The sequence below is a fragment of the Sphingorhabdus sp. genome (assembly GCF_046292425.1).
GTDB lineage: Bacteria > Pseudomonadota > Alphaproteobacteria > Sphingomonadales > Sphingomonadaceae > Sphingorhabdus_B.
Genome location: NZ_JBKBQV010000008.1, coordinates 16,096 through 37,051, shown reverse-complemented (window position 1 = coordinate 37,051; position 20,956 = coordinate 16,096). Strand labels below are relative to the sequence as shown.

Below are 20,956 nucleotides of genomic sequence, written 5' to 3'. Positions count from 1 at the left end.
GTCTAGCCCACAAAGCCTTCCATTGAAAGAGTATTGTGCAGCCATTTCAGGGCTTTTCAATACGGGCATTTTCCTCGCCCGTCTCTTTGAGTACCTTGTGTCGGAGGCGATTTACAAAGAGGTAAATCAGTAACACCACCGGCAACGTGACAGCGCCGATAAAGACATCGCTTCCAAATCCGGTTTTCATCGCCGATACGCCCTTGGTGATATAGGCAATAAGCCCAATCAGATAATAGGCTGCGGCAATAACCGAAAGCCCTTCCACCAACGTCTGAAGGCGCAATTGAAGCTGCGTCGAGCGCTCCATCGAACGCATCAACCCCAGATTTTGGGCCTTTATTCGACTGTCGATGCGAACGTCCAACGTGTGCATCACCCCTGAAATGCGATCGGCAATATCGCCAAGCCGTTGCCGGAATACCGAGCAAGTGCGCGAGGCGGGAACAAGCCGCCTTTCGGTAAAATCAGTGAGACTTTGAAAGTTTAATATCGGTTTGACGTCAAGTGCAGCAAGACGGTCTGCCGCAACTTCGGCATAAGCCGCCGTCGCGCTTAACCGGAACCCGGTGGCAGAACGAATAAGCTCAAGTTCGGACGAAATGGCAGCCAAGTCATTAAGCAATATTTCGTCATCGTCATCGGCCGAAGCGACGCGCCTGGCGTGGTCCGACAGGCGATGCTCCAACTGATCCAACTGCGGGCCATATTGCTGCACCACCGGGAACCCAAGCAAAGCAAGATTTCGGTAATTGCCGAGTTCCTGTACACGCTGAATAATCCGGCCGCGCTCGCCCTCTCCGACATTACCCGCGGTGATCAGCAATCGGCCATAACCATCGCCGTGAATGCTAAAGTCGGACCAGAGCCGGATTCCTGCATTGATATCGCAGCAGACCATTTCATCCGTCGAGATGCCCATGGCCAGTAGATCCGCGTCGATGCTCACGTTATCGGGGACAACCCGAATTTGTGTAGCGCGAACTACGCCGCCCGGCCAATTTTCCATCCATTGGATATACTCGTGACGAACCGGTTCGGGTATCTCGTCCGGAAAAATCAACGTCAAAGTGCTGGCTTCCGTGTGTCGTTCCCACAAAAAATGGATGCCTGCCGGCGTGTGCCCCGAGCCATGCCGCGCAGCCAGAGTCCAATCATTGAAGTCGGGACGCGCATTTATCAGCCAACGATCTTCTGCGCTACGTTCGTCAGGCTCAATCAACCGGACAACCTGATAAATTTCACAATGGGCACTGACAGGTGCGAAACGGCGCAAACGCATTTCATCGACAGCCCATCGGCGGAGCGGATGTTCAGTGAAACTCATTACCGAATATTCGCACAAATTTGCTGAAAGTCCATAGGCTTGAACGGCAATGCAAAATCAGAACATGGCATGATCACCAAGATCAGATTTGCGTTCCCCAGCCAGCGTTTTGCGGTAATGATCCGCCAGCGTCTCCTTGCCTGTCGATGGGGTGGCATCAGCATCATATCGGCCCCTGGCCGGGTCCCAGACCAGCATGGATTCAGTCGCATAATAACGCCCGATGCGCGCAAGTTCCGCCTTTCGCGCCAGTGGAGGTAAAACCCGGCCAACGGTAGATAGAACAGAAATTATGGAGTCCATCAAAGCGATGGGGACATGGCGAAAACGGGGTTCTGTTTGCAAGGCCTGAAACAGAAGATCGCCTTGCTGCCGCGGGGTAATTGCCGGCCCCGGTCCGCCGATGGAAAGAATGGCGTTCCTTCGTTCCGGCAGGTCAACCGTTTCCGCAAGATAATTACCGAGATCACCATCACTTATGGGTTTACAGGCTGTAAGGTTGCCGTCACCGAACAGCAGAAACGGTTTACCCTTTTGAACGCGCTCGATTTGGCCTGAAAGGGACTTGAAGAACGCAGTGGGGCGGACGATCGAATAATCTATTCCCGATGCCATCAGCTTAGCTTCAAAAGCGAGCTTTGCATGTTGGAAGGCAAGCTTCGGCTTTTGCACACAAATTGCGGACAACAAAACCATGTGCGTGACGCCGCCTGCACGGGCACATTCCAATGCATTGAGATGCGCCTGATAATCGACGGCCCACGCATCTTGCGCATTGCCCGTGCGTGACGCCATGCAAGATAGCAACACGTCAAACTGTTCGCCACGAAAGCCGTCTCGCCGCAACGAGTCCGGGTCGGTCACATATCCAAAACGCCATTGTGATGCGTCCATCTTGTTCGCGTCGCCCTGTGGGCTATGGCGAGCGAAACACACCACATCATAACCGGACTTCAACAAAGCCGCACGCGTCGCCCGGCCAATGGTTCCGGTTGCGCCAAGCATGAATATCCTTTTGGGCGTCATAAAAGCCTTATGCCACGGCATATAAACACCGCAAGTAGCGGCACGATCTGCACCAGTAACGCGTGGAGAAAATGGAGGCCCGAGCCGGAATCGAACCGGCGTGCAAGGATTTGCAGTCCTCTGCGTCACCACTCCGCCATCGGGCCTCTCAACAACAACTTGCCTTAACAGCAATGCCATTATGTGGTGAAGGCGGGCGTTTAGCGACTTGGCCAATTCAATGCAACCGGCAATCTATGCGCTCGTGCCATCCTTGCCACAACCCATGGAAAAAGTTGTCATTTGCAACCCGAAATAGGCCGTTCGTCTGAATCCAGCTTGGCGTAAGAGACAAGGCTGGCTAGAAACGGATTCGAGGACTGTATTGTATTTGCAATACAGTTGTGCCAAACGGCCAACAGGTTAATGGAAATATTCCGATGGAATCAGTGAATTTTGAAGATATGCGGCGGTCCATGGTGGACAGCCAGCTGCGTACAAGCGGCGTAACAGATGCATGGGTGATCGGCGCTATGGGCACCATCGCGCGTGAAGATTATGTGCCTGCATCGCACCGCGCGACCGCCTATATGGATCGTGCGATTTTGGGGGACGACGGCAATGTCCTCAACCCGCCCGTATCGATTGCTTTGCTGTTGCAAGCGGCTGAGGTTCGCCCAGATGACAAGGTTTTGCTCGTCAGTCAGGCCGATGGTTATGTCGCGGCGATCCTGCGCGCCCGCGTGGCCCAGTTGACCACTGTAGCGGCAGACAATATCTCCGCGGCACAATCGGCAGCTCCTTTTACGCTGATCATTATTGACGGAGCAGCCGAAGAGTTGCCAACGGAATTGTTAAGCCTTGCCGAAGACGGCGCGCGATTGGTTACAGGCGTGACCGAAGGCGCAGTCGCGCGTTTGGCCAAAGGCTATGTCCACAATCGAAAAGTTGCGTTGAAGTCCTTTGCCGACAGCGAGATTGCTCCTGTCGCGGCCTTTGCACGCAAGCCGGAGTTCGTATTTTGAACGCGCGGGTCATGATTATTGCAGCGTTGCTGGCGTCCACCGGCTTGGCCGCGCCGGCCACCGCCGACACATTGCGCGACGCTTTAGTTTCGGCTTATGAAACCAATCCCAATTTGACTGCCGCCCGGCAGGGTCAGCGCGCAACGAATGAAGGCGTTCCATTGGCAAAGGCAAATGGACGCCCTGATGTGACGGTGCAGCCAACTTACGTCGAAAATGTCCTTCAGGACAGCGGCGGATCGGTCGTTCAGGCGCGCGGCATCAACATTAACGGCACGATATCAGCGCCATTATATGCAGGGGGCGGAATTAGGAATGCTGTGCGCGCAGCGGAAAACCGCGTCGAAGCGGGCTTTGCCAATTTGCGCGGCACCGAAAGCGCAATTTTCTCTGCGGTCGTCGGCGCCTATATGGATGTCATCCGCGATGAATCTATCGTCGAACTTAATCGTACGCAGGTTGGTGTGCTTTCAGTCAATCTTGACGCTACGCGCGATCGGTTCGAAATTGGCGATCTGACCCGAACCGATGTCGCCCAATCCGAAGCGCGGCTTGCACTTGCGACCAGTAATCTGGAAACCGCACGCGCTAATCTCATTCGTTCGAAAGAAATATACATCCAGCTTGTCGGACGCGAGCCAGGTCAGTTGGAAGCACCGCCGCCGTTGCCGAATCTGCCATCCACCCCCGACAGCGCCGTAATTGTAGCGCTCGAAAGTAACCCGGATTTGATTGCGGCGCGCGAAACACGCGAGGCGGCACGATTTGACCGGCGGGCCGCCAACGCCTCTCGTCTGCCCACGATCAGCGTCTTCACGTCACCATCCTACAGCAACGCGCTAGGTTCTATTTCATCGAATATTCCTGGATTCCAGGCCGACAACAGCTCGTTGAATGCGCAGGCAGGCGTACGCGCGACGTTGCCTCTGTACCAAGGCGGGCAGCCAGCAGCGCAAATCCGTCAGGCGCAAGCCCGACTTGGCCAGGCACAGGAACTCGAAATTGCCGCCGAACGCGAGGTAATTGCCCAGACGCGCGCGTCTTATGCGAGCTGGCGCGCCGCACTTGATGTGATTGCTGCGTCCGAACGTGCGGTGTCCGCGAACGAACTGTCCCTGGAAGGCACGCGCGCCGAAAATAGCGTCGGCAACCGCACCATCTTGGACATTTTGAATGCGGAGCAGGAGTTGCTTAACAGCAAGGTGCAACTGGTTGCCGCCCGTCGCAACGCCTATGTTGCAGGGTTCACTTTGCTGGCCGCTATGGGCAAGGCAGAGGCACGCGATCTTGGCCTGGAGGGCGGGGCATTATATGACCCGGTTGCGGATTATGAAAAAGTCGAGGGCGCGTGGAACGACTGGTCATCACAGCCTGACCCGGTTGCCAGGTCGACCCGCACCGTTGACACGGCTGCGCAAAAGGCGGAAATAGAGCCCTTCCTCGTCAACGGAAGAGAGCGTTGATAATCGAAGCAGGGACAACAGATATGCCTGACGGCCGGAACGAACCATCAATGGACGAAATATTGTCTTCCATCAAACGTATCATTGCAGATGACGACCGCACCCGCCCGGCGCCCAAACGTGCGACCAAGGCCGGGACGTTGGACCGCGACGATGAAGAAGTCCTTGAGTTGACCGAAACGGACGAAAACTTCACGCGCGACGATGGTTTACTTGATGACAGCAAAGCTCAAAGTTTGCGGCACAGTTTTTCGGCGCTCCAGACATTGTCTGAGCCCGGCGTTGCGCCGCAGATCGTCCGGTCGGGGGAAACCTCGCTTGAAGGCCTCACGAGAGATCTGCTTCGTCCCATGTTGAAAGACTGGCTCGACACGAATCTGCCGCCGATAGTTGAGGCTATGGTTGAACGCGAGATTACGCGCATCACCAAGAAAGGTTGATGGGCGTCGTGCGGTTTGGGGCTCGTCGTACTGAACGTGTTTCAACACATTAACGTCTGCGCTGCCTCAAAAAGTGGGAGCTTGAGCCAAGTTCCTCGTGACGTTCGATTGCATGTCAAAAACGCTTTTAAGTCGCTGGCAGCGATCCTTGCTCTCACGTCAAGTCCCTCGCTCGCAACGGATACATATGTTGAGGCTGGCAAGCTTGTGGACGTTCAGGCTGGCACTGTCGTCGCCGGGCAGTGTATCAGCATAGCCGCCGGCATAATCAAGGCTGTCGCACCATGCGGCGCCACACCTATAGGGGCGAAGCGAATTGACTGGTCCGCTTATACTGTCGTTCCTGGACTGATCGATCTGCATACCCATTTGGCCGATGCCGGGCAAAGCGCTGACCTTTCACTGCCCCTGAAGACATCCCCGGTAGCGACGGCCTTGATCGGCGCTCACAATGCACGTTTGACACTCGACGCTGGTTTCACGACGGTGCGTGACGTCGGAACGTACCGCGGACTCATGGATGTCGCATTGCGTGACGCGATCAACGCAGGGCATGTGCCCGGTCCGCGGATGTTTGTCGCGGGCGCTTACATCACCTTACCCAAGGGCGGCGGAGAACTGAACGGCGTCGTACCGAACGAGGACCTTCCCGCAGATATGCGTCTCGGCATTGCCAGCTCGCCGCAAGAGGCCGCCTCGAAGGCAATGTTTCTGATAAGCCAAGGTGCGGATTTCATCAAAACTATCGCCACGGGTGCAGTGCTGGCCATCGGCACAGAGCCCGGCGAGCCCGAGCTAACGGAAAATCAATTGCGTGCCGTCGTCGACACAGCAAAAGCGAAAGGCGTTTTCGTGACTGCGCATGCCCATGGCGCTGTCGGAATCAAGAATGCAATCCGGGCTGGTGTCCGATCTATAGAACATGCCAGTCTGATCGACGACGAGGCACTCGCGATGGCAAAGGCGGCGGGGACGTGGCTCGTCATGGATATTTATAATGGCGATTTTATCGATGAGATCGGCACGACAGAGGGCTGGCCTGAAGAATATTTGAGAAAGAACCGAGAGACTACCGATGTTCAACGTACCGGTTTCTCAAAAGCCGTCAAAATGGGTGTCAAACTTGCCTTTGGCACCGACAGCGGCGTCTATCCACACGGCCAAAATGCCAAACAGTTCGCCTATATGGTCCGCTATAGCATGACCCCGATGCAAGCGATCCAAAGCGCCACAATCCGCGCGGCGGAACTCTTAGGTAAAGAGCACGAGATAGGCAGCATTGCTCCCGGCCGTTTTGCCGATTTGGTTGCGATAGCCTGCGATCCGCTTTTGAATGTATCGGCGCTGGAAAATATCGACCATGTTATGAAAAACGGTGTTGTTATCCGTTAGATCGCTCCAAAACAAAAGGGCGGGAGTTACCCGCCCATCCGTCTATACTCAGTCGATTCTCGGTCAGTCAATTAAACCATGGTGACTGAGAAAAGCAGGCTGCTTAGCGCGATTGCACCGATAAAGCTTGCCAATTTCTGCATGTTTTTTCCTTCACTTTGCCGCACAGCTTGAAGCCGGGTCGTCCTGTGAAAGCATCCCTTATGTTTTCGTTGAACAGCCCACATAACGTTGCATCGATAAAACTCAATTGTTTTAGTAGACAAATTAGTTGCGGAAAATGCAACTTGCAGGAAAATGTTTAGGTCAGTCGCCTTCCGTCTGAACTCTGCAATTTTCTTGCGTGGCTGCTTTGCGCTGACTAGCGTGACACACATGAAAAAAGCCATCTTGCTCGCTGCCCTAATGGGCACAACCGCCGCCTTGATCTGCACTCTATCTACCAGCGCCATAGCCCGTCCGATGACCGAGACAGATCTGGTGATGATGAAGCGGCTGTCTGCTGCGACGGCTTCGCCGGACGGAAGCTTTGTTGCTTATCAATTACGCGAAACCGACCTGGAGGCGAACAAGGGCAGGACTGACCTTTATTTGATCAGGCTAGGGGCCGCCAACGCCCAGCCCGTTATGTTCGCATCAAAGCCCGACAAAAATGAGCGCGACCCCACATTTGCGCCCGACGGTAAAAGCATATTCTACATAAGCAACGAAAGCGGATCCGAGCAAATCTGGCGCTATGACATTGCGTCAGCAATCACCACGCAAGCGAGTAATTTCAAGGCGGATGTCAGCGGTTTCAAAATTTCCCCGGATGGACAGAAATTCGCCGTCTGGGGAGATATTGCCCGCGACTGTATGGAATTTGGGTGCGACAAGGACGGCGACACGTCGAAGCCGGGCCCCGGCACTGGCCGCGAATATGATCAGTTGCTGGTCCGCCACTGGGACCAGTGGGAAACGCCGGGCAATTACAGCCGCGTCTTTACCGTTGTGCTTGGTGCCGATGGCAAACTTGGCACGCTGGGCGAGGCCATGGACGGTAATTTGGTCGGCGATACGCCAACCAAGCCCTTTGGTGGCGGTGAGGAAATCAGCTGGAACGCTGACAGCAGCGCGGTGCTGTTTACCTTGCGTAATGCCGACGCCAATGAAGCCAAATCGACCAATCTGGATATCTACCGCTCCGCATTGCAAGCCGCAAATCCCGTCAACCTGACATCAGACAATGCCGGGACGGACACGAACCCTGTGGCATCGCCTGACGGCAAATGGTTGGCATGGACGTCGATGGCGCGCGCAACTTACGAAGCGGACCGCCTCGTCGTGAAGTTGATGGATTTAAAAACGGGCAGAGTGACAGCACTTACCGAAAAATGGGATCGTTCTGTGGGTTCGCTTGCATGGTCCCCAGACAGCAAGAACCTTTTTGTCACAGCGCAGGATGTTCTGGAAACGCCGTTGTTTCGCCTCGATTTGAAAGGCAAGATCACGCGCCTCACGGAACGTGGCAACATATCCGAAGTCGTTCCTCTTAAAAATGGTGGCGTTGTGTATGCGATCAACAGTATCAGCGGACCATCTGACTTGGTCCACATGGATGCTAAGGGCAAAACCAGACGGCTTACCAATGTAAACGCCGAAGCGCTCGCCTCGGTTGACCCCGTCAATCACCAGAAATTTGATTTTGTCGGTGCCAATGGCGATCAAGTGTATGGCCAAATCGTCAAGCCGCAGGGCGTAAGCGGAAAGCTACCAGTCCTGTTGCTTGTCCATGGCGGGCCACAGGGCACGTTCAACAATAGCTGGTCCTATAGATGGAACCCAGCCGTCATGGCATCGCAAGGCTATGCCGTTGTCAGCATCGATTTTCACGGTAGCACGGGTTACGGCCAAAAATTCACCGACAGTATAAACAAGAATTGGGGCGGCTGGCCGCTCGAAGATTTGCAAAAAGGTATGGTCGCAGTCGGCAAGATCGACACGCAGCTGGATACCGCTAATGCCTGTGCGCTCGGTGGGTCTTATGGCGGCTATATGATGAACTGGATTTCGGGCAATTGGCCCGACCGATTCAAATGCCTCGTCAACCATGCCGGCATTTTCGACCTGCGCGCCATGGCTTATGAAACCGAAGAATTATGGTTCGACCAATGGGATCATGGCGGATCATGGACGACCCGGACCGAGGGCGAAAAATGGAACCCCGTCAACCATGTCGACAAATGGAAAACGCCGACTTTGGTCATCCATGGCGAGAAAGATTATCGGATTCCCTACTCCCAATCGCTTGCTGCCTTCACCGCTCTGCAGCAGCAAGGGGTCGAATCAAAACTGCTGGTGTTTCCCGATGAGAACCACTGGGTATTGAAGCCTAAAAATTCAATTCAGTGGCACCGGACGGTGTTTGATTGGGTTGGCAAATATTTGAAGCGCCAATAAGCGAAACAACCATAAGGTGTCGCCCCAGCGAAGGCTAGGGCGCATGGCATCTATTCGTAGCATCATAGTGGAAATAGGCCCAGCCGTCGCTGGGGCGACGGGGGCATTGGGGGAAATATGACGGACATTGCACATAATGTTGCAACCGAAATTAGCGGCGGTGCGGAGCTTTCGCGCAGCTTGAAGTCGCGCCACGTTTCGATGATCGCCATTGGTGGCATTATTGGGGCCGGATTGTTCGTTGGTTCTTCTACCACCATTAGCCAAGCCGGCCCCGCCGCAGTCTTCTCCTTTGCGATTGCGGGGTTTATAATTCTTTTGGTCATGCGGATGCTCTCCGAAATGGCGATAGCGGTGGATGGCGTACAAACCTTCCCTGACTTCGCCCGAGCTGGCCTCGGCCATTTGGCGGGTTTTATGTCAGGCTGGCTTTATTGGTATTTCTGGGTCGTCGTTGTTGCGATCGAGGCAATTGCAGGCGCGCAAATCTTGCATAGCTGGTTCCCATCGGTTCCAGAACTTGGCATCGGCATCGGCTTGATGGCCATTTTGACTGCAGTGAACCTGATGTCGGCCCGCGCTTACGGCGAATTCGAATTCTGGTTCTCGTCAATCAAGGTTGCCGCAATTATCGTATTCATCTTGGTCTGCGCCGCGTGGGCATTCGGCTATACTTCAGGCAGCGGTTCGACCTTTGGCAATCTGACGGCGCATGACGGCTTTGTTCCCAATGGTTGGGGCGTGGTGCTGGCGGCTGCGACATCCACCATATTCAGCCTCGTCGGCGCAGAAATTGCCACCATCGCTGCCGCAGAGTCCGAAGAGCCGTCGAAAGTTATCGGCCGCATGACCGTTTCGGTCACGGTGCGCATCCTAATCTTTTACGTGCTGTCGATCTTCTTGATCGTAGCGGTCGTACCTTGGACAGAGATTGTCCCCAAAGTGTCACCTTTTGCCACGACGTTGGCATATATGGGCTTGCCCGCGGGCAAGTTGATCATGGAAGCAGTGGTTTTGGTCGCAGTGTTGTCGTGCCTGAACTCTGGCCTTTATGTCACGTCGCGGGCCTTATTCGGTCTGGCCAAACATAAGGATGCGCCGCAATGGCTGGTTCAGGTCAACAGGCGGAAGGTACCGGCGCGCGCCATCCTGATTGCCAGCCTCTTCAGCTATTTCGCGCTCGCCGCCGACGCGGTTTCACGCGACGTGGTGTTCAGCTTCCTGCTTAACAGCTGCGGCGTGACCATGCTACTCCTCTACTTGATGACCTCTGGCGCGCAGCTACGGCTACGCCGCAAATATGAGGCGGAGGATCCAAGCCGGTTGCAGATCAAGATGTGGTTCCACCCCTATGGCACTTATGTAGCGATGGCAGCTATGCTGGTCATTTTGATCGCAAAAGGCCTGGACCCATCAGCCTCCAAGGAATTGTGGTTGAGCCTTGTCGTCGCGGGCGGCTTCGCGGTGGCATTTTTCATGTTGCGGCGTGGAAAGTCGTGACGCGCCACGATAACCGTGAGGTTTAGGGTTTGCCCGCCTTGGACTACAGAATTTTTCTCCTCTTTAATTTGCAGTGAAAGATTCATGATGGATGCCGAAACAAGTTCGGTATGACGTGCGGTGAGGGTTTCCCTTTTTAGTCAGGCCCGTTATGGCCCAAACCCATGACTATCGACAAGACTTTCGATCCCGCCGCGATTGAGGCGAAATGGTACGCGCATTGGGAATCCACTGGCGCATTTCGGCCCAATCGTCCCGATGCCGAGCCCTTCACGATCGTAAACCCGCCGCCCAATGTGACAGGTAGCTTGCACATCGGCCACGCGCTCGACAACACCCTGCAGGATATTCTGATCCGCCATGCACGCTTGCAGGGCAAGGATGCATTATGGGTGGTCGGCATGGACCATGCGGGCATTGCAACGCAAATGGTGGTTGAACGGCAACTTAATGCGCGCCAGCAAAAGCGCACCGATTTCACACGCGATGAATTTGTTGCAAAAGTGTGGGAATGGAAAGCCGAAAGCGGTGGCGAAATTACGGGCCAGCTCCGCCGTCTTGGCTGCTCCATGGATTGGGAGAATGAACGCTTCACCATGGATGAAGGCTTTTCAAAAGCTGTCATCAAGGTGTTTGTGGAGCTTTACAATCAAGGCTTGCTCTACCGCGACAAGCGTCTCGTCAACTGGGATCCGGGTCTAAAAACCGCGATTTCCGACCTTGAGGTGGAAACGCGCGAGATCAACGGCAAATTCTGGCATTTCAAATATCCGTTGGAAGACGGTAGCGGCTTCATCAGCGTTGCGACAACGCGCCCCGAAACTATGCTCGCCGATATGGCTGTGGCGGTAAATCCTTCGGACGAACGCTATGCGCATCTTGTTGGGAAAAATGTCCGCCTGCCTATTACGGGCCGGCTGATCCCGATTGTGACGGATGAGCATGCCGACCCCGAACTGGGTTCGGGCGCGGTCAAAATTACGCCCGGTCATGATTTCAACGACTTTGAAGTCGGCAAACGAGCCGGGTTCAAGGCCAGCGACATGTTCAACATGCTCGATGGTGAAGGCCGCGTGGTGCAAACCGCCGATGGCCTTATTCCAGCGGAATATATCGGGCTTTACCGCTTTGGCATTGAAGGTGAACCCACCAACGCCCGTAAGATGGTGGTTGAGGCGATCGATGCCTTGGGGTTACTCGAGAAGGTGGAAGACCGCGTCATCCAGACACCCTTTGGCGACCGCTCGGGCCAAGTGATTGAACCTTGGTTGACTGATCAATGGTATGTCGACGCAGAAACACTTGCAAAGCCTGCCATACAAGCCGCCCGCAAGGGCAAAGCCGACGGCGGTTTCGACATCGTGCCCAAAAGCTGGGAGAAAACTTACTTTAACTGGATGGAAAATATTCAGCCATGGTGCGTCAGCCGCCAATTATGGTGGGGCCACCAGATACCGGCATGGTTCGACGCCGACGGCAAATGCTATGTCGCCGAAACCGAAGAGGCTGCGCAGGCGCTAGCGGGCGCTGGTGCAGAACTGACGCGCGATCCGGACGTTTTGGACACATGGTTCTCTTCTGCGCTTTGGCCCTTTGGCACATTGGGTTGGCCCGACCAGTCTGCCGAACTCAACCGCCATTACCCCAATGATGTCCTCATCTCCGGCTTCGACATCCTGTTTTTCTGGGATGCGCGCATGGCGATGCAAGGCATTCATTTCATGAAACAGGTACCATGGAAGACGCTCTACCTTCACGGCCTCGTTCGTGCAGCAGACGGCAGCAAAATGTCCAAGTCAAAGGGCAATACGGTAGATCCGTTGGGTCTAATTGACCAATATGGTGCCGACGCCTTGCGCTTCTTCATGGCGGCGATGGAAAGCCAAGGGCGCGACATTAAAATGGATGAAAGCCGGGTTGCCGGTTACCGCAATTTCGCAACCAAGTTGTGGAATGCAGCACGTTTTGCGCAATCCAACGGCATAGGTGGGTCGCACAGCGTCAGCGCGCCAAAGGCTGACCTTGCCGTTAACCGGTGGATCATTGGCGAAGTCGCCAGCACTGTTGAAAAGCTCAATAAAGCTTTCGCGGAGTTTCGGTTCGACGGCATGGCCGACGTTATTTATCACATGGTCTTCGACCAGTTTTGCGACTGGTATCTCGAACTGATCAAGCCAGCTTTTGTGGATGGCGAAAAAGGCGAAATGGATGAAGAGTCCAAAATTGTCGCCGGGTGGGCGCTTGATCAAATCCTGGTGATGCTCCATCCGTTCATGCCATTCATTACCGAAGAATTATGGCATGCATTGTCCGACTCCACGGCACCGCGCACCTATGACATTATTCATGCCAAATGGCCTGAACCAGATGCCACCATCGATGCAGAGGCCATTGCGGAAATCAACTGGGTCGTCGACACCATTAGCAAAACGCGTTCATTCAAGGCCGAACTGAACATTCCGCCGGGAACCCGATTGACGGCCAACATCGCCGAACCACAGGCATCGACAGTAGCCGTCATCGACCGTCAGGGACCTGCACTATCTCGGCTTGGGCGCATTGACGCATTTGTCTATGCTCCAGTGGATACCAATAATGTCGCGCAAATCGTAGTGGGTGACGACACCGTCATTTTTGCGCTGGATGGCGTTATTGACCTCGACGCAGAACGCGGCCGGATTACCAAGGCAATTGAGGCAGCGACGAAAGAGCGTGATGCGCTTGCTGGTCGCCTATCCAACGCCGCGTTCGTCGAAAAGGCCAAGCCCGAGGCGGTAGAAAAGGCGCGTACGGACCATGCCGAGAAGGCTGCGGAAGCCGAGCGGCTCACAGCTGCCTTGGCGCGGCTGGGGTGAATAAAGGGCAAACCCTAGCTTGGGCGTCTCATCATTCAGGCGCATTGCCCTTGCTATGAGAACGCCAGTCCATCAGCATGACCTGACAATTGGTCCGGTGGCCAAGACATTGTTCGTGTTTGCGCTACCGTCGCTTGGGGTAAACATCCTTCAGTCGCTGAACCACTCGGTCAATTCGGTGTGGATCGGAAAGTTTTTGGGCGAAGAGGCGCTCGCTGCGTCGGCCAATGCAGGGCTCATCATGTTTTTGATGTTCTCCACCTTGTTCGGCTTCACGATGGCGACGACAATATTGATCGGCCAGAATATGGGCCGCCGCGATGTGGAATCTGTACGGCGCATCATGGGCACGGCGTTCGGCATATTTTTTGTAGCAGGCCTGGTCTTTGCGGCGGCTGGCTGGATTTTTGCACCTGACATGCTGCGCCTGATGGCAACGCCGGAGACGGTCTATCCGCTGGCGCTCGCATATTTGCGCGTCATCTTTCTGTCGATGCCGGCATCATTCCTGATGGTGCTTGTTTCCTCGTCACTGCGCGGTGTTGGCGATTCAGTCACACCGTTTTGGAACACGGTGTTGAACGTTGTCCTCGACATCATATTGAACCCCATATTTATATTGGGCTGGGGCCCTGTTCCGGCGATGGGCATTTCGGGATCCGCACTTGCGACAATCCTTGCCGGGGTTATCAGCCTAGGGCTGCTCCTCCACAAGGTTTACGCACGTGACCTCACTATCCGCTTGCGCGGACATGAACTTAGGTGGCTGCGGCCCGATGCGCGGTTCCTAAAGCCAATTGCGCGCATGGGCCTGCCCATGGGCCTGTCGATGATCATCATGTCTGGGTCCGCTGTGGTAATGATTGGCCTCGTCAATCTTGAAGGCGTGAATACAACCGCGGCATTTGGAGTCATGAACCAGCTTTGGAGTTATGTGCAGATGCCAGCGGTCGCAGTTGGCAGCGCAGTCAGCGCCATGGTTGCCCAGAATATAGGCGCCAACAAATGGGACCGCGTCGGCCGTATTGTATGGTCGGGTATTGGCATCAACCTGCTCATGTCGGGCGTGCTGATTTTACTAATGACCTTGTTTGCTTCTCCCTTGCTTGGCTTGTTCCTGCCCAGCGGCAGCCCAGTCATCGATATCGCAATTCATATCAACCATATTGTCGGGTGGACCTTTGTTCTGATGGGAGTATCGGTTGTCGTGACGTTTGCGGTGCGTTCCAATGGCGCAGTGCTTGCGCCGCTTCTGATCCTGATATTCAGCGCGGTCTTTGTACGTTTCAGCGTTGGCTTCGGACTATATGACCGCTTTGGAGCGAACGCCATTTGGGGCTCGTTTGTCGCAACCGCGATTGCCTCGTGCATTTTGTCGATTGCATATTATCTGCACGGTGGATGGAAGAAAGCAAAGATCATGCCGTCCATGGGTGCCGCTCCTTTGCAGGCGGCGCCCGAATAATCCGCTGTCCTACAGATACTGCATTATGCCATTGGGATTTGCATGAACCGCGACACTGACCTGTTCCCGAATTTGAAAGCGCCCATGTGGGTGGTGGCGCGAATGTGCCAGTTGTTGCTGGCTTTGTTCATGGCGGCTGGCATCGCGTATGCGCAGCTTCCTGCACCGACAGCCCCTCCGCAAAATGTCCGCGCTTCGATTGATGCCGAGACCCGTCGCCCCGCGCCGGGCGATATCGTGACAGTCGCGATCATCATGGACCCAAAGCCGGGCTGGCATGATTATTGGTTGAACCCGGGCGATGCTGGAACGCCGCTCGAGCTAGAATGGAAAATGCCTTCTGGTGTAATGGCTGGGCCAATCCGCGCGCCCGTACCCGAGACTTTGATCGTCAGCGGGTTCATGAACCATATCTACAAGACGAAACACGCTTTTCTGGTCGATCTGGAGATCCCGAAAAACGCTGTAGTAGGGCAGAATATGGATATTAGGGTCGATGCACGCTGGTCGGCCTGTTCGGATTTGGTGTGCGTCCCGGAGAGCGCGACATTGTCCGTGCCAATGACCATCGGTAGAGGGACTATCAACAACGCCGACCGCGCCCGGTTCGATCTATGGCGCAGCGCATTACCCGTGCCGCTCGACCGGAAGGCGCTGTACGCGATCAGCGGCACCCGGATTGAAATTGCCATTCCCTATCCACGCACGGCTGACGCAAGCCGAGTCTGGTTTTTCGCCCAGAGCGATAATGGGTTCCGTTACGCAGCCCCGCAGAGCGCACGGCGCACAGGTGACTGGCTCATCGTCAGCAGCGAAGTAAAAAAACCATTTGGTGGACAAATTGACGGGCTTCTGCGCTTTAACGACGCGCAAGGCCTTTCGGTGCGCGCAGTTCCAGGCGCAGTGCCGACCGGCGGCAATGCTGTATCGGTGTTAGGCGAGGGCGCCGCCGCGGAAGGTCAAGCACCACAATTTGGTTTTGGCTGGATACTCGCTTTTTCGCTGCTGGGCGGTTTGCTTTTGAACCTTATGCCATGTGTGTTTCCTATACTGGGGTTAAAGGCGTTGAGCCTCGCCAGAATGGGCGGCGATGAAAGCAAGGCGCGCCGCGATGCCATCGCGTATACCGTGGGTATCATGCTGAGCTGCCTTGTCCTTGGCGGTGTTATGTTGGCCTTACGTGCAGCGGGTGAAGAGGTGGGTTGGGCATTCCAGTTGCAGGACCCGGCAATTGTCCTGTTGCTTCTGCTGCTTATGGTTGCTGTTACAGCAAATCTGGCTGGCATATTCGACGTTGGCAGCATTGGCGCAGGTGAAAAGCTGACTCGCAAAGATGGCATGGCCGGGTCATTCTGGACTGGCGTGCTTGCGGCGGTTGTTGCCACGCCATGCACCGGGCCGTTTATGGCCGCCGCGATGGGTGCAGCTTTGCTTTTGCCGGCGACCTTGGCTTTGTTGATTTTTGCAGGGCTGGGGCTGGGGCTTGCACTTCCCTTCCTCGCCATTGCCTTCATTCCGGCGCTGCGCATGCGAATGCCGCGGCCGGGTCCATGGATGGTGCGCTTTCGCCAGTGGATGGCACTGCCGATGGCTGTCACGGCGTTGGCGTTGCTGTGGCTGCTGTATCAGCTTGCGGGCTCTGGCGGTTTGCTCATTGGCGCGGTAGCGGCGTTGATCATATTGTCGCGGCTGTTCGAGCTGGGGCGGAAACAGAAAAGCGATGCCCCGCGCAAATATGTCGTGGCAGCCATATTAGGCATTGCCGCTGCCGCTCTGCTCATCATCGACAATGCCGCAGTTACGCCACCAGCCCCGCCGTCATTAAAAAATGGCAGCTTGGCGTTCAATGAAGAACGCCTCACGTCATTGCGCGCCGAGGGCAAGCCAGTGTTTCTCTATTTCACTGCAGACTGGTGTGTAACCTGCAAGGTAAACGAAAATGTCGCCATCAACCGCGCTGAAACCGCCAATGCATTTGGAAAGGCGGGCATCGTTACGATGGTTGGAGATTATACGCGCAGAGATCCCGATATCACTCGGTTCTTGGCGAAATATGGACGCTCGGGCGTACCTTTTTATCTTTATTACCCCCCAAATAAGGAGGCCCGTGTCTTGCCACAGATCTTGACGGTAAATGACCTAACGGCTCTGCCCGAATAGACGACGTGCGGCGCTCTGATCGGCGCCGTGTCAGGCCGCAGGAGTCTCAGCGATTTCAATACGCTGTAACCGGTTCGCGCCAATCACCGTGATTCCCCGAATGCCGGTCACTCCAACCAACGGTATCGCACATTCGAAAGTTGCCATTTCATCCGCTGTGCCAGTCGACAACATCATTGGACGGATAGCAGCGACCTCAATTGCCCAATAATCAGGGCGATCACTGTAATAGCGAGGCGCGAGGCGGACATGCATATCCGGTCCGGGGTGCGGACCGGTTACCCATAAATACAGGCTGTCCTGAAAAGGCACTGCCCTGATCTCTGCGCATTCAAAGTCCACAATCCGTCCATTGGGCAAGCTCGACAAAGAGCCACTGGCATTGGTGATCATATTCAAACCTAATATAATTTCGTCAAAATAGGATAATAAAATCCTAATTGGTAATTTTATTACGCTCGTTAGGTGTCGTTAAACTGAACAGACAAGCAAAATCTTCCGCCTAAATGAGAGCCGTTTGAATAGATTGGGATAAATATCTTCCCCAGCATAGCTGTCGCGGCGCGGTTCCGCATAGCAATGCGAATCGCTGTGAGGATCGCGCGGTACTGCTCTACCGCGCTGGCTGCAGAGCACAAAAGGTTCTGCCGCCCCGCTAAAAGCCTTTATTTCCGGACGATTTGGCTGTAATGGCGCAATGAACATCACAAGGAGTATCGACTATCGCCACCCCGCCTACCCGGCGCGCCATGACCCCACCTGTTAAAAGTGGTCCGCGCTACAATAATCTGATCACAGTCGAAAAAGTGCGGGTCATTGACGATGACGGCGAGAATTTGGGTGTCATGTACACCCGTGAAGCTATAGCACAGGCTGCGGAGGTTGGGCTTGATCTGGTTGAGGTGTCACCGAACGCTGACCCCCCCGTGTGCAAGTTTCTGGACATCGGTAAATTCAAATATGAGGCCCAGAAAAAGGCCAATTTGGCACGCAAAAGCCAGAAAACCCAAGAAATTAAAGAAATCAAGATGCGTCCCAACATCGACGACCATGACTATATGGTGAAGATGAAGAAGGTTGCTGAATTTATCGAAGAAGGTGACAAGGTTAAAATCACGCTTCGTTTCCGCGGCCGCGAATTGGCGCACCAGCAATTGGGCATGCAACTGCTTCAGCGCGTTCAGGCCGATACGACCGAAACTGCCAAAATAGAAGCGCACCCCCGAATGGAAGGTCGCCAGATGCTGATGGTGCTGTCGCCCAAATAGGGCGCAGTCACCAGATGGCTTGCCGAATCAGTTCGGCACCAATGATGACCATCAACAGATTGATGATAACGTTGAATCGCTCGGGCGAAATGCGTTTGACCAGCCTCACGCCTGCTAAAGTACTTAAAATAGCGAGTGGCAGGAATATTGCGGTCAATGTCATATTCTGCATGTTGAACTGGCCAAGTGCCGCATAAGCGGGCACTTTCATCCAGTTGATGATGGCAAAGAATATTGACGATGTGCCAACAAAAACCAGATGCGGGAAATTACGCGACAACGCCCATATCTGAAATGGTGGCCCACCCGCATGGGCAATTTGGCTAGTGAACCCGGCGATGGCACCCATGACTGTTCCCACCCACTCAGGCGCAGGCCCGGATAGCTTCACTGAGCGTCCCAACAGGGGTAGCAGGCGATATGTGCCAAAGGCGAGTGCAATGCCGCCCACAAAACCTCGCACGGCGTCTGCGGGGATGATTGAGGCCAGATACCAGCCCAAGAAAATTCCGACGATAGCGCCCGGCACAGTCAGCATTAATGTGCGGGCATCGTAACTGCGCCGAAACGCCCAGACGCTGACGATATCTTGCACCATAAGGATAGGGAGCAACATCCCTGCCGCTGCCACTGGATCCATAACCAGCGCCAGCATTGGCATCGCAGCTGCGCCAAGCCCGGCAAAGCCACCCTTGGCCAATCCGACGAGAATCACCGCGGCGCCCGCCACGATGTAAAACAGGATATCAGTCGGCAAGCTCAAGACGCTTTGGTGCGCTTTCGAACGGCGAGGACATAAATAATGGTCGCTGCTGCTGCAAAGATGAACCACTGGATTGCGTATAAAAGATGGTTATTCGGAATTTGGCTTGGCGATGGCTCTGCCAATATCTCCAAGCCATCCAGTGGATCGGTCGAGACCAGCTTGATAAGCTGTGCACCTTCGGGCGCGATAACACCGCGAACCGGCCCCCCTCCCCATTTTGGTGATTGCGGCCGCTCGGACCAGCCAATAGCGACTTGCGCACCGGGGCCTTCGGCGCCGCCGGTCTGACACGATGCCACATGGGCAAAGCCGGCCTTACCGGAGGCGTTCGATCCCGACACAGTCTCAATTTTAATCACGCGGACGCACATCAGGCTTGAACGGCGAAACAAGGGCAATGCCTTGGGGTCCGGCACGGCAGGCCATGCAACGGCTGGCAATCCTACCGCCGCTTCATAGCGCGACAGCAACGCGTCCTTCTCGCCCTTGCGCTGCAATTGCCAAATGCCGAGGCCGATCATGGTTGCCACTGCAAGGGTGACCAATATGGTCGGGATGACAGGAAAGCGGTTCATAGCAAGTCACTCTTTCCGGCTTCGCGGGCGCGATTACGATGCTCTGCTGCCAAAAGCGCAGCCTTTGCCATGCGTAATGTGATCACGGTCAGCGCAGCCGTTATCGGCACCCATATAACAACATGAACCCAAAAAGGTGGCCGAAAGGCGGAATCGACGATAAGCGCGAGTACTATAATCAGCGCGCCAATTACCATTGTCAGCAAAGCTGCGGGGCCGTCACCGACGTTATAGCTGCTGTAATCAAGACCACAATTGGTGCATTTGTCAGCGAACTGGCCGAGCCCGGCGAATAAAGTTTTGTCGCCGCATTGAGGGCAGAGACCAAAAAGGGCAGCTTTCGCGATGCTAGGCTGCCCTTCTATGGAATGGTCTGTTGTCATTTAGGCGTGAACTGGTGCGCCCCAGCCACCCCAAATGTAAATGGTGATGAAGAGGAAGAGCCATACGACATCGACAAAGTGCCAATACCATGCTGCAGCTTCAAACCCGAAATGCTGCTTTGGCGTGAAGTGGCCCTTGTAGGTACGCGCGAGGCAGACTGCCAAGAAGATTGTCCCCACAATAACGTGGAAGCCATGGAAACCAGTCGCCATGTAAAAGGCTGTGCCATAGTTCAGTCCGCCGAAAGGAAAAGGCGCGACGGCATATTCATAAGCCTGGATGGCACTGAACAGAAGACCCAACAAAATGGTCAGCCAAAGGCCTTTTTTCAAACCCTCGCGGTCGCCATGGATAAGCGAGTGGTGCGCCCAAGTAACAGTCGTCCCTGAGCACAACAGGATCAGTGTATTCAACAAAGGAAGCTTCATTGAATCAAGCACTTCCAAGCCCTTTGGCGGCCACTGCATCAACGCAGCAGCACCCTCTTGGCCAATTAAATTGGTGACCGTAAACGCATGGGTTTCTGCGTCCTTCACGATTTCCAACGGCACAGGGAACAGGGAGAAATCAAACCATGCCCAGAACCAGCCAACGAAGAACATGACTTCGGAGGCGATGAACATGATCATGCCGTAACGCAAATGCAGCTGCACCACTGGCGTGTGGTCACCCGACTGCGCCTCATGCACGACGTCGGACCACCATGCGTAAAAAGTGTAGATGACGCCAATCAAACCAAGACCGAAGATCAGGCTGCCATAGCCAAACTGTTCGGGATGCATCCACATCACCAAGCCAAAGAACATTGTCAGGGCCGAAAACGAACCCAGCAAAGGCGTAATGCTTGGTGGCAAAATATGATAATCGTGATTCTTGGCACCCGCCATGGTCA

At 54.9% G+C, this 20,956-nt stretch carries 17 protein-coding genes and 1 tRNA gene; 10 read left to right on the top strand and 8 right to left on the bottom strand.

Going from position 1 to position 20,956, the window contains the following annotated elements; translation table 11 throughout:
- Window positions 1-46 precede the first annotated feature (46 nt).
- The 3 genes from ACK4S7_RS03185 to ACK4S7_RS03175 form a co-directional block, all read right to left on the bottom strand.
- The gene (locus ACK4S7_RS03185; RefSeq protein ID WP_409644469.1) at window positions 47-1,327 is read right to left on the bottom strand and encodes a DUF3422 family protein; all 1,281 of its coding nucleotides are present in this window, start codon (window positions 1,325-1,327) and stop codon (window positions 47-49) included.
- Between the two features lie 57 nt (window positions 1,328-1,384).
- A complete protein-coding gene (locus ACK4S7_RS03180) occupies window positions 1,385-2,332 on the bottom strand; it encodes an NAD(P)H-binding protein (protein WP_409644467.1) in 948 nt (315 codons plus the stop codon).
- A 93-nt stretch (window positions 2,333-2,425) separates the two neighbouring features.
- A tRNA-Cys gene (locus ACK4S7_RS03175) sits at window positions 2,426-2,499 on the bottom strand.
- Window positions 2,500-2,772: 273 nt separating this feature from the next.
- On the opposite strand from ACK4S7_RS03175, the gene ACK4S7_RS03170 reads away from it, so the two are divergent.
- The 9 genes from ACK4S7_RS03170 (at window position 2,773) to ACK4S7_RS03130 (ending at window position 17,071) form a co-directional block, all read left to right on the top strand.
- A complete protein-coding gene (locus ACK4S7_RS03170; RefSeq protein ID WP_409644464.1) occupies window positions 2,773-3,357 on the top strand; it encodes a protein-L-isoaspartate O-methyltransferase family protein in 585 nt (194 codons plus the stop codon).
- Window positions 3,358-3,368: 11 nt separating this feature from the next.
- The gene (locus ACK4S7_RS03165; RefSeq protein ID WP_409644525.1) at window positions 3,369-4,820 is read left to right on the top strand and encodes a TolC family outer membrane protein; all 1,452 of its coding nucleotides are present in this window, start codon (window positions 3,369-3,371) and stop codon (window positions 4,818-4,820) included.
- Between the two features lie 23 nt (window positions 4,821-4,843).
- Window positions 4,844-5,260 (top strand): DUF2497 domain-containing protein, encoded by a 417-nt coding sequence (locus ACK4S7_RS03160; protein ID WP_409644461.1) that lies wholly within the window; start codon window positions 4,844-4,846, stop codon window positions 5,258-5,260.
- Window positions 5,261-5,341: 81 nt separating this feature from the next.
- Window positions 5,342-6,652, top strand: a complete 1,311-nt coding sequence (locus ACK4S7_RS03155) for an amidohydrolase family protein (protein WP_409644458.1) — start codon at window positions 5,342-5,344, stop codon at window positions 6,650-6,652.
- Window positions 6,653-7,027: 375 nt separating this feature from the next.
- Complete coding sequence (locus ACK4S7_RS03150) at window positions 7,028-9,091, top strand: prolyl oligopeptidase family serine peptidase (protein ID WP_409644455.1); 2,064 nt, start codon at window positions 7,028-7,030, stop codon at window positions 9,089-9,091.
- A 117-nt stretch (window positions 9,092-9,208) separates the two neighbouring features.
- Window positions 9,209-10,591, top strand: coding sequence for an amino acid permease (locus tag ACK4S7_RS03145; protein ID WP_409644452.1), 1,383 nt, complete (start codon window positions 9,209-9,211; stop codon window positions 10,589-10,591).
- A 164-nt stretch (window positions 10,592-10,755) separates the two neighbouring features.
- Entirely contained in the window at window positions 10,756-13,446 is a 2,691-nt protein-coding gene (locus ACK4S7_RS03140; protein WP_409644450.1) for a valine--tRNA ligase, read from the top strand.
- Between the two features lie 55 nt (window positions 13,447-13,501).
- Window positions 13,502-14,911, top strand: a complete 1,410-nt coding sequence (locus tag ACK4S7_RS03135) for an MATE family efflux transporter (protein WP_409644448.1) — start codon at window positions 13,502-13,504, stop codon at window positions 14,909-14,911.
- Window positions 14,912-14,953: 42 nt separating this feature from the next.
- Entirely contained in the window at window positions 14,954-17,071 is a 2,118-nt protein-coding gene (locus tag ACK4S7_RS03130; protein ID WP_409644446.1) for a protein-disulfide reductase DsbD family protein, read from the top strand.
- Window positions 17,072-17,101: 30 nt separating this feature from the next.
- Here the strand turns inward: ACK4S7_RS03130 and ACK4S7_RS03125 are convergent, their stop codons facing one another.
- The gene (locus tag ACK4S7_RS03125) at window positions 17,102-17,464 is read right to left on the bottom strand and encodes a hypothetical protein (RefSeq protein WP_409644444.1); all 363 of its coding nucleotides are present in this window, start codon (window positions 17,462-17,464) and stop codon (window positions 17,102-17,104) included.
- A 356-nt stretch (window positions 17,465-17,820) separates the two neighbouring features.
- On the opposite strand from ACK4S7_RS03125, the gene infC reads away from it, so the two are divergent.
- Entirely contained in the window at window positions 17,821-18,339 is a 519-nt protein-coding gene (gene infC / locus ACK4S7_RS03120) for a translation initiation factor IF-3 (RefSeq protein ID WP_125231149.1), read from the top strand.
- Window positions 18,340-18,346: 7 nt separating this feature from the next.
- Here the strand turns inward: infC and ACK4S7_RS03115 are convergent, their stop codons facing one another.
- Genes ACK4S7_RS03115 through ACK4S7_RS03100 form a run of 4 tightly spaced genes read right to left on the bottom strand, consistent with a single transcriptional unit; the run spans window position 18,347 to window position 20,951 of the window.
- On the bottom strand, window positions 18,347-19,102 hold the full coding sequence (locus ACK4S7_RS03115; protein WP_409644441.1) for a sulfite exporter TauE/SafE family protein: 756 nt from the start codon (window positions 19,100-19,102) through the stop codon (window positions 18,347-18,349).
- Complete coding sequence (locus tag ACK4S7_RS03110; protein ID WP_409644439.1) at window positions 19,099-19,680, bottom strand: SURF1 family cytochrome oxidase biogenesis protein; 582 nt, start codon at window positions 19,678-19,680, stop codon at window positions 19,099-19,101. Before ACK4S7_RS03110 ends, ACK4S7_RS03115 begins: the two co-directional genes overlap by 4 nt.
- Window positions 19,677-20,063 carry a DUF983 domain-containing protein gene (locus ACK4S7_RS03105; RefSeq protein ID WP_409644436.1) on the bottom strand — a complete coding sequence of 129 codons (387 nt, stop codon included), beginning with the start codon at window positions 20,061-20,063 and terminating at the stop codon, window positions 19,677-19,679. Before ACK4S7_RS03105 ends, ACK4S7_RS03110 begins: the two co-directional genes overlap by 4 nt.
- Window positions 20,064-20,951, bottom strand: coding sequence for a cytochrome c oxidase subunit 3 (locus ACK4S7_RS03100; protein ID WP_409644433.1), 888 nt, complete (start codon window positions 20,949-20,951; stop codon window positions 20,064-20,066). It abuts the gene before it with no gap.
- Between the last annotated feature and the right edge of the window lie 5 nt (window positions 20,952-20,956).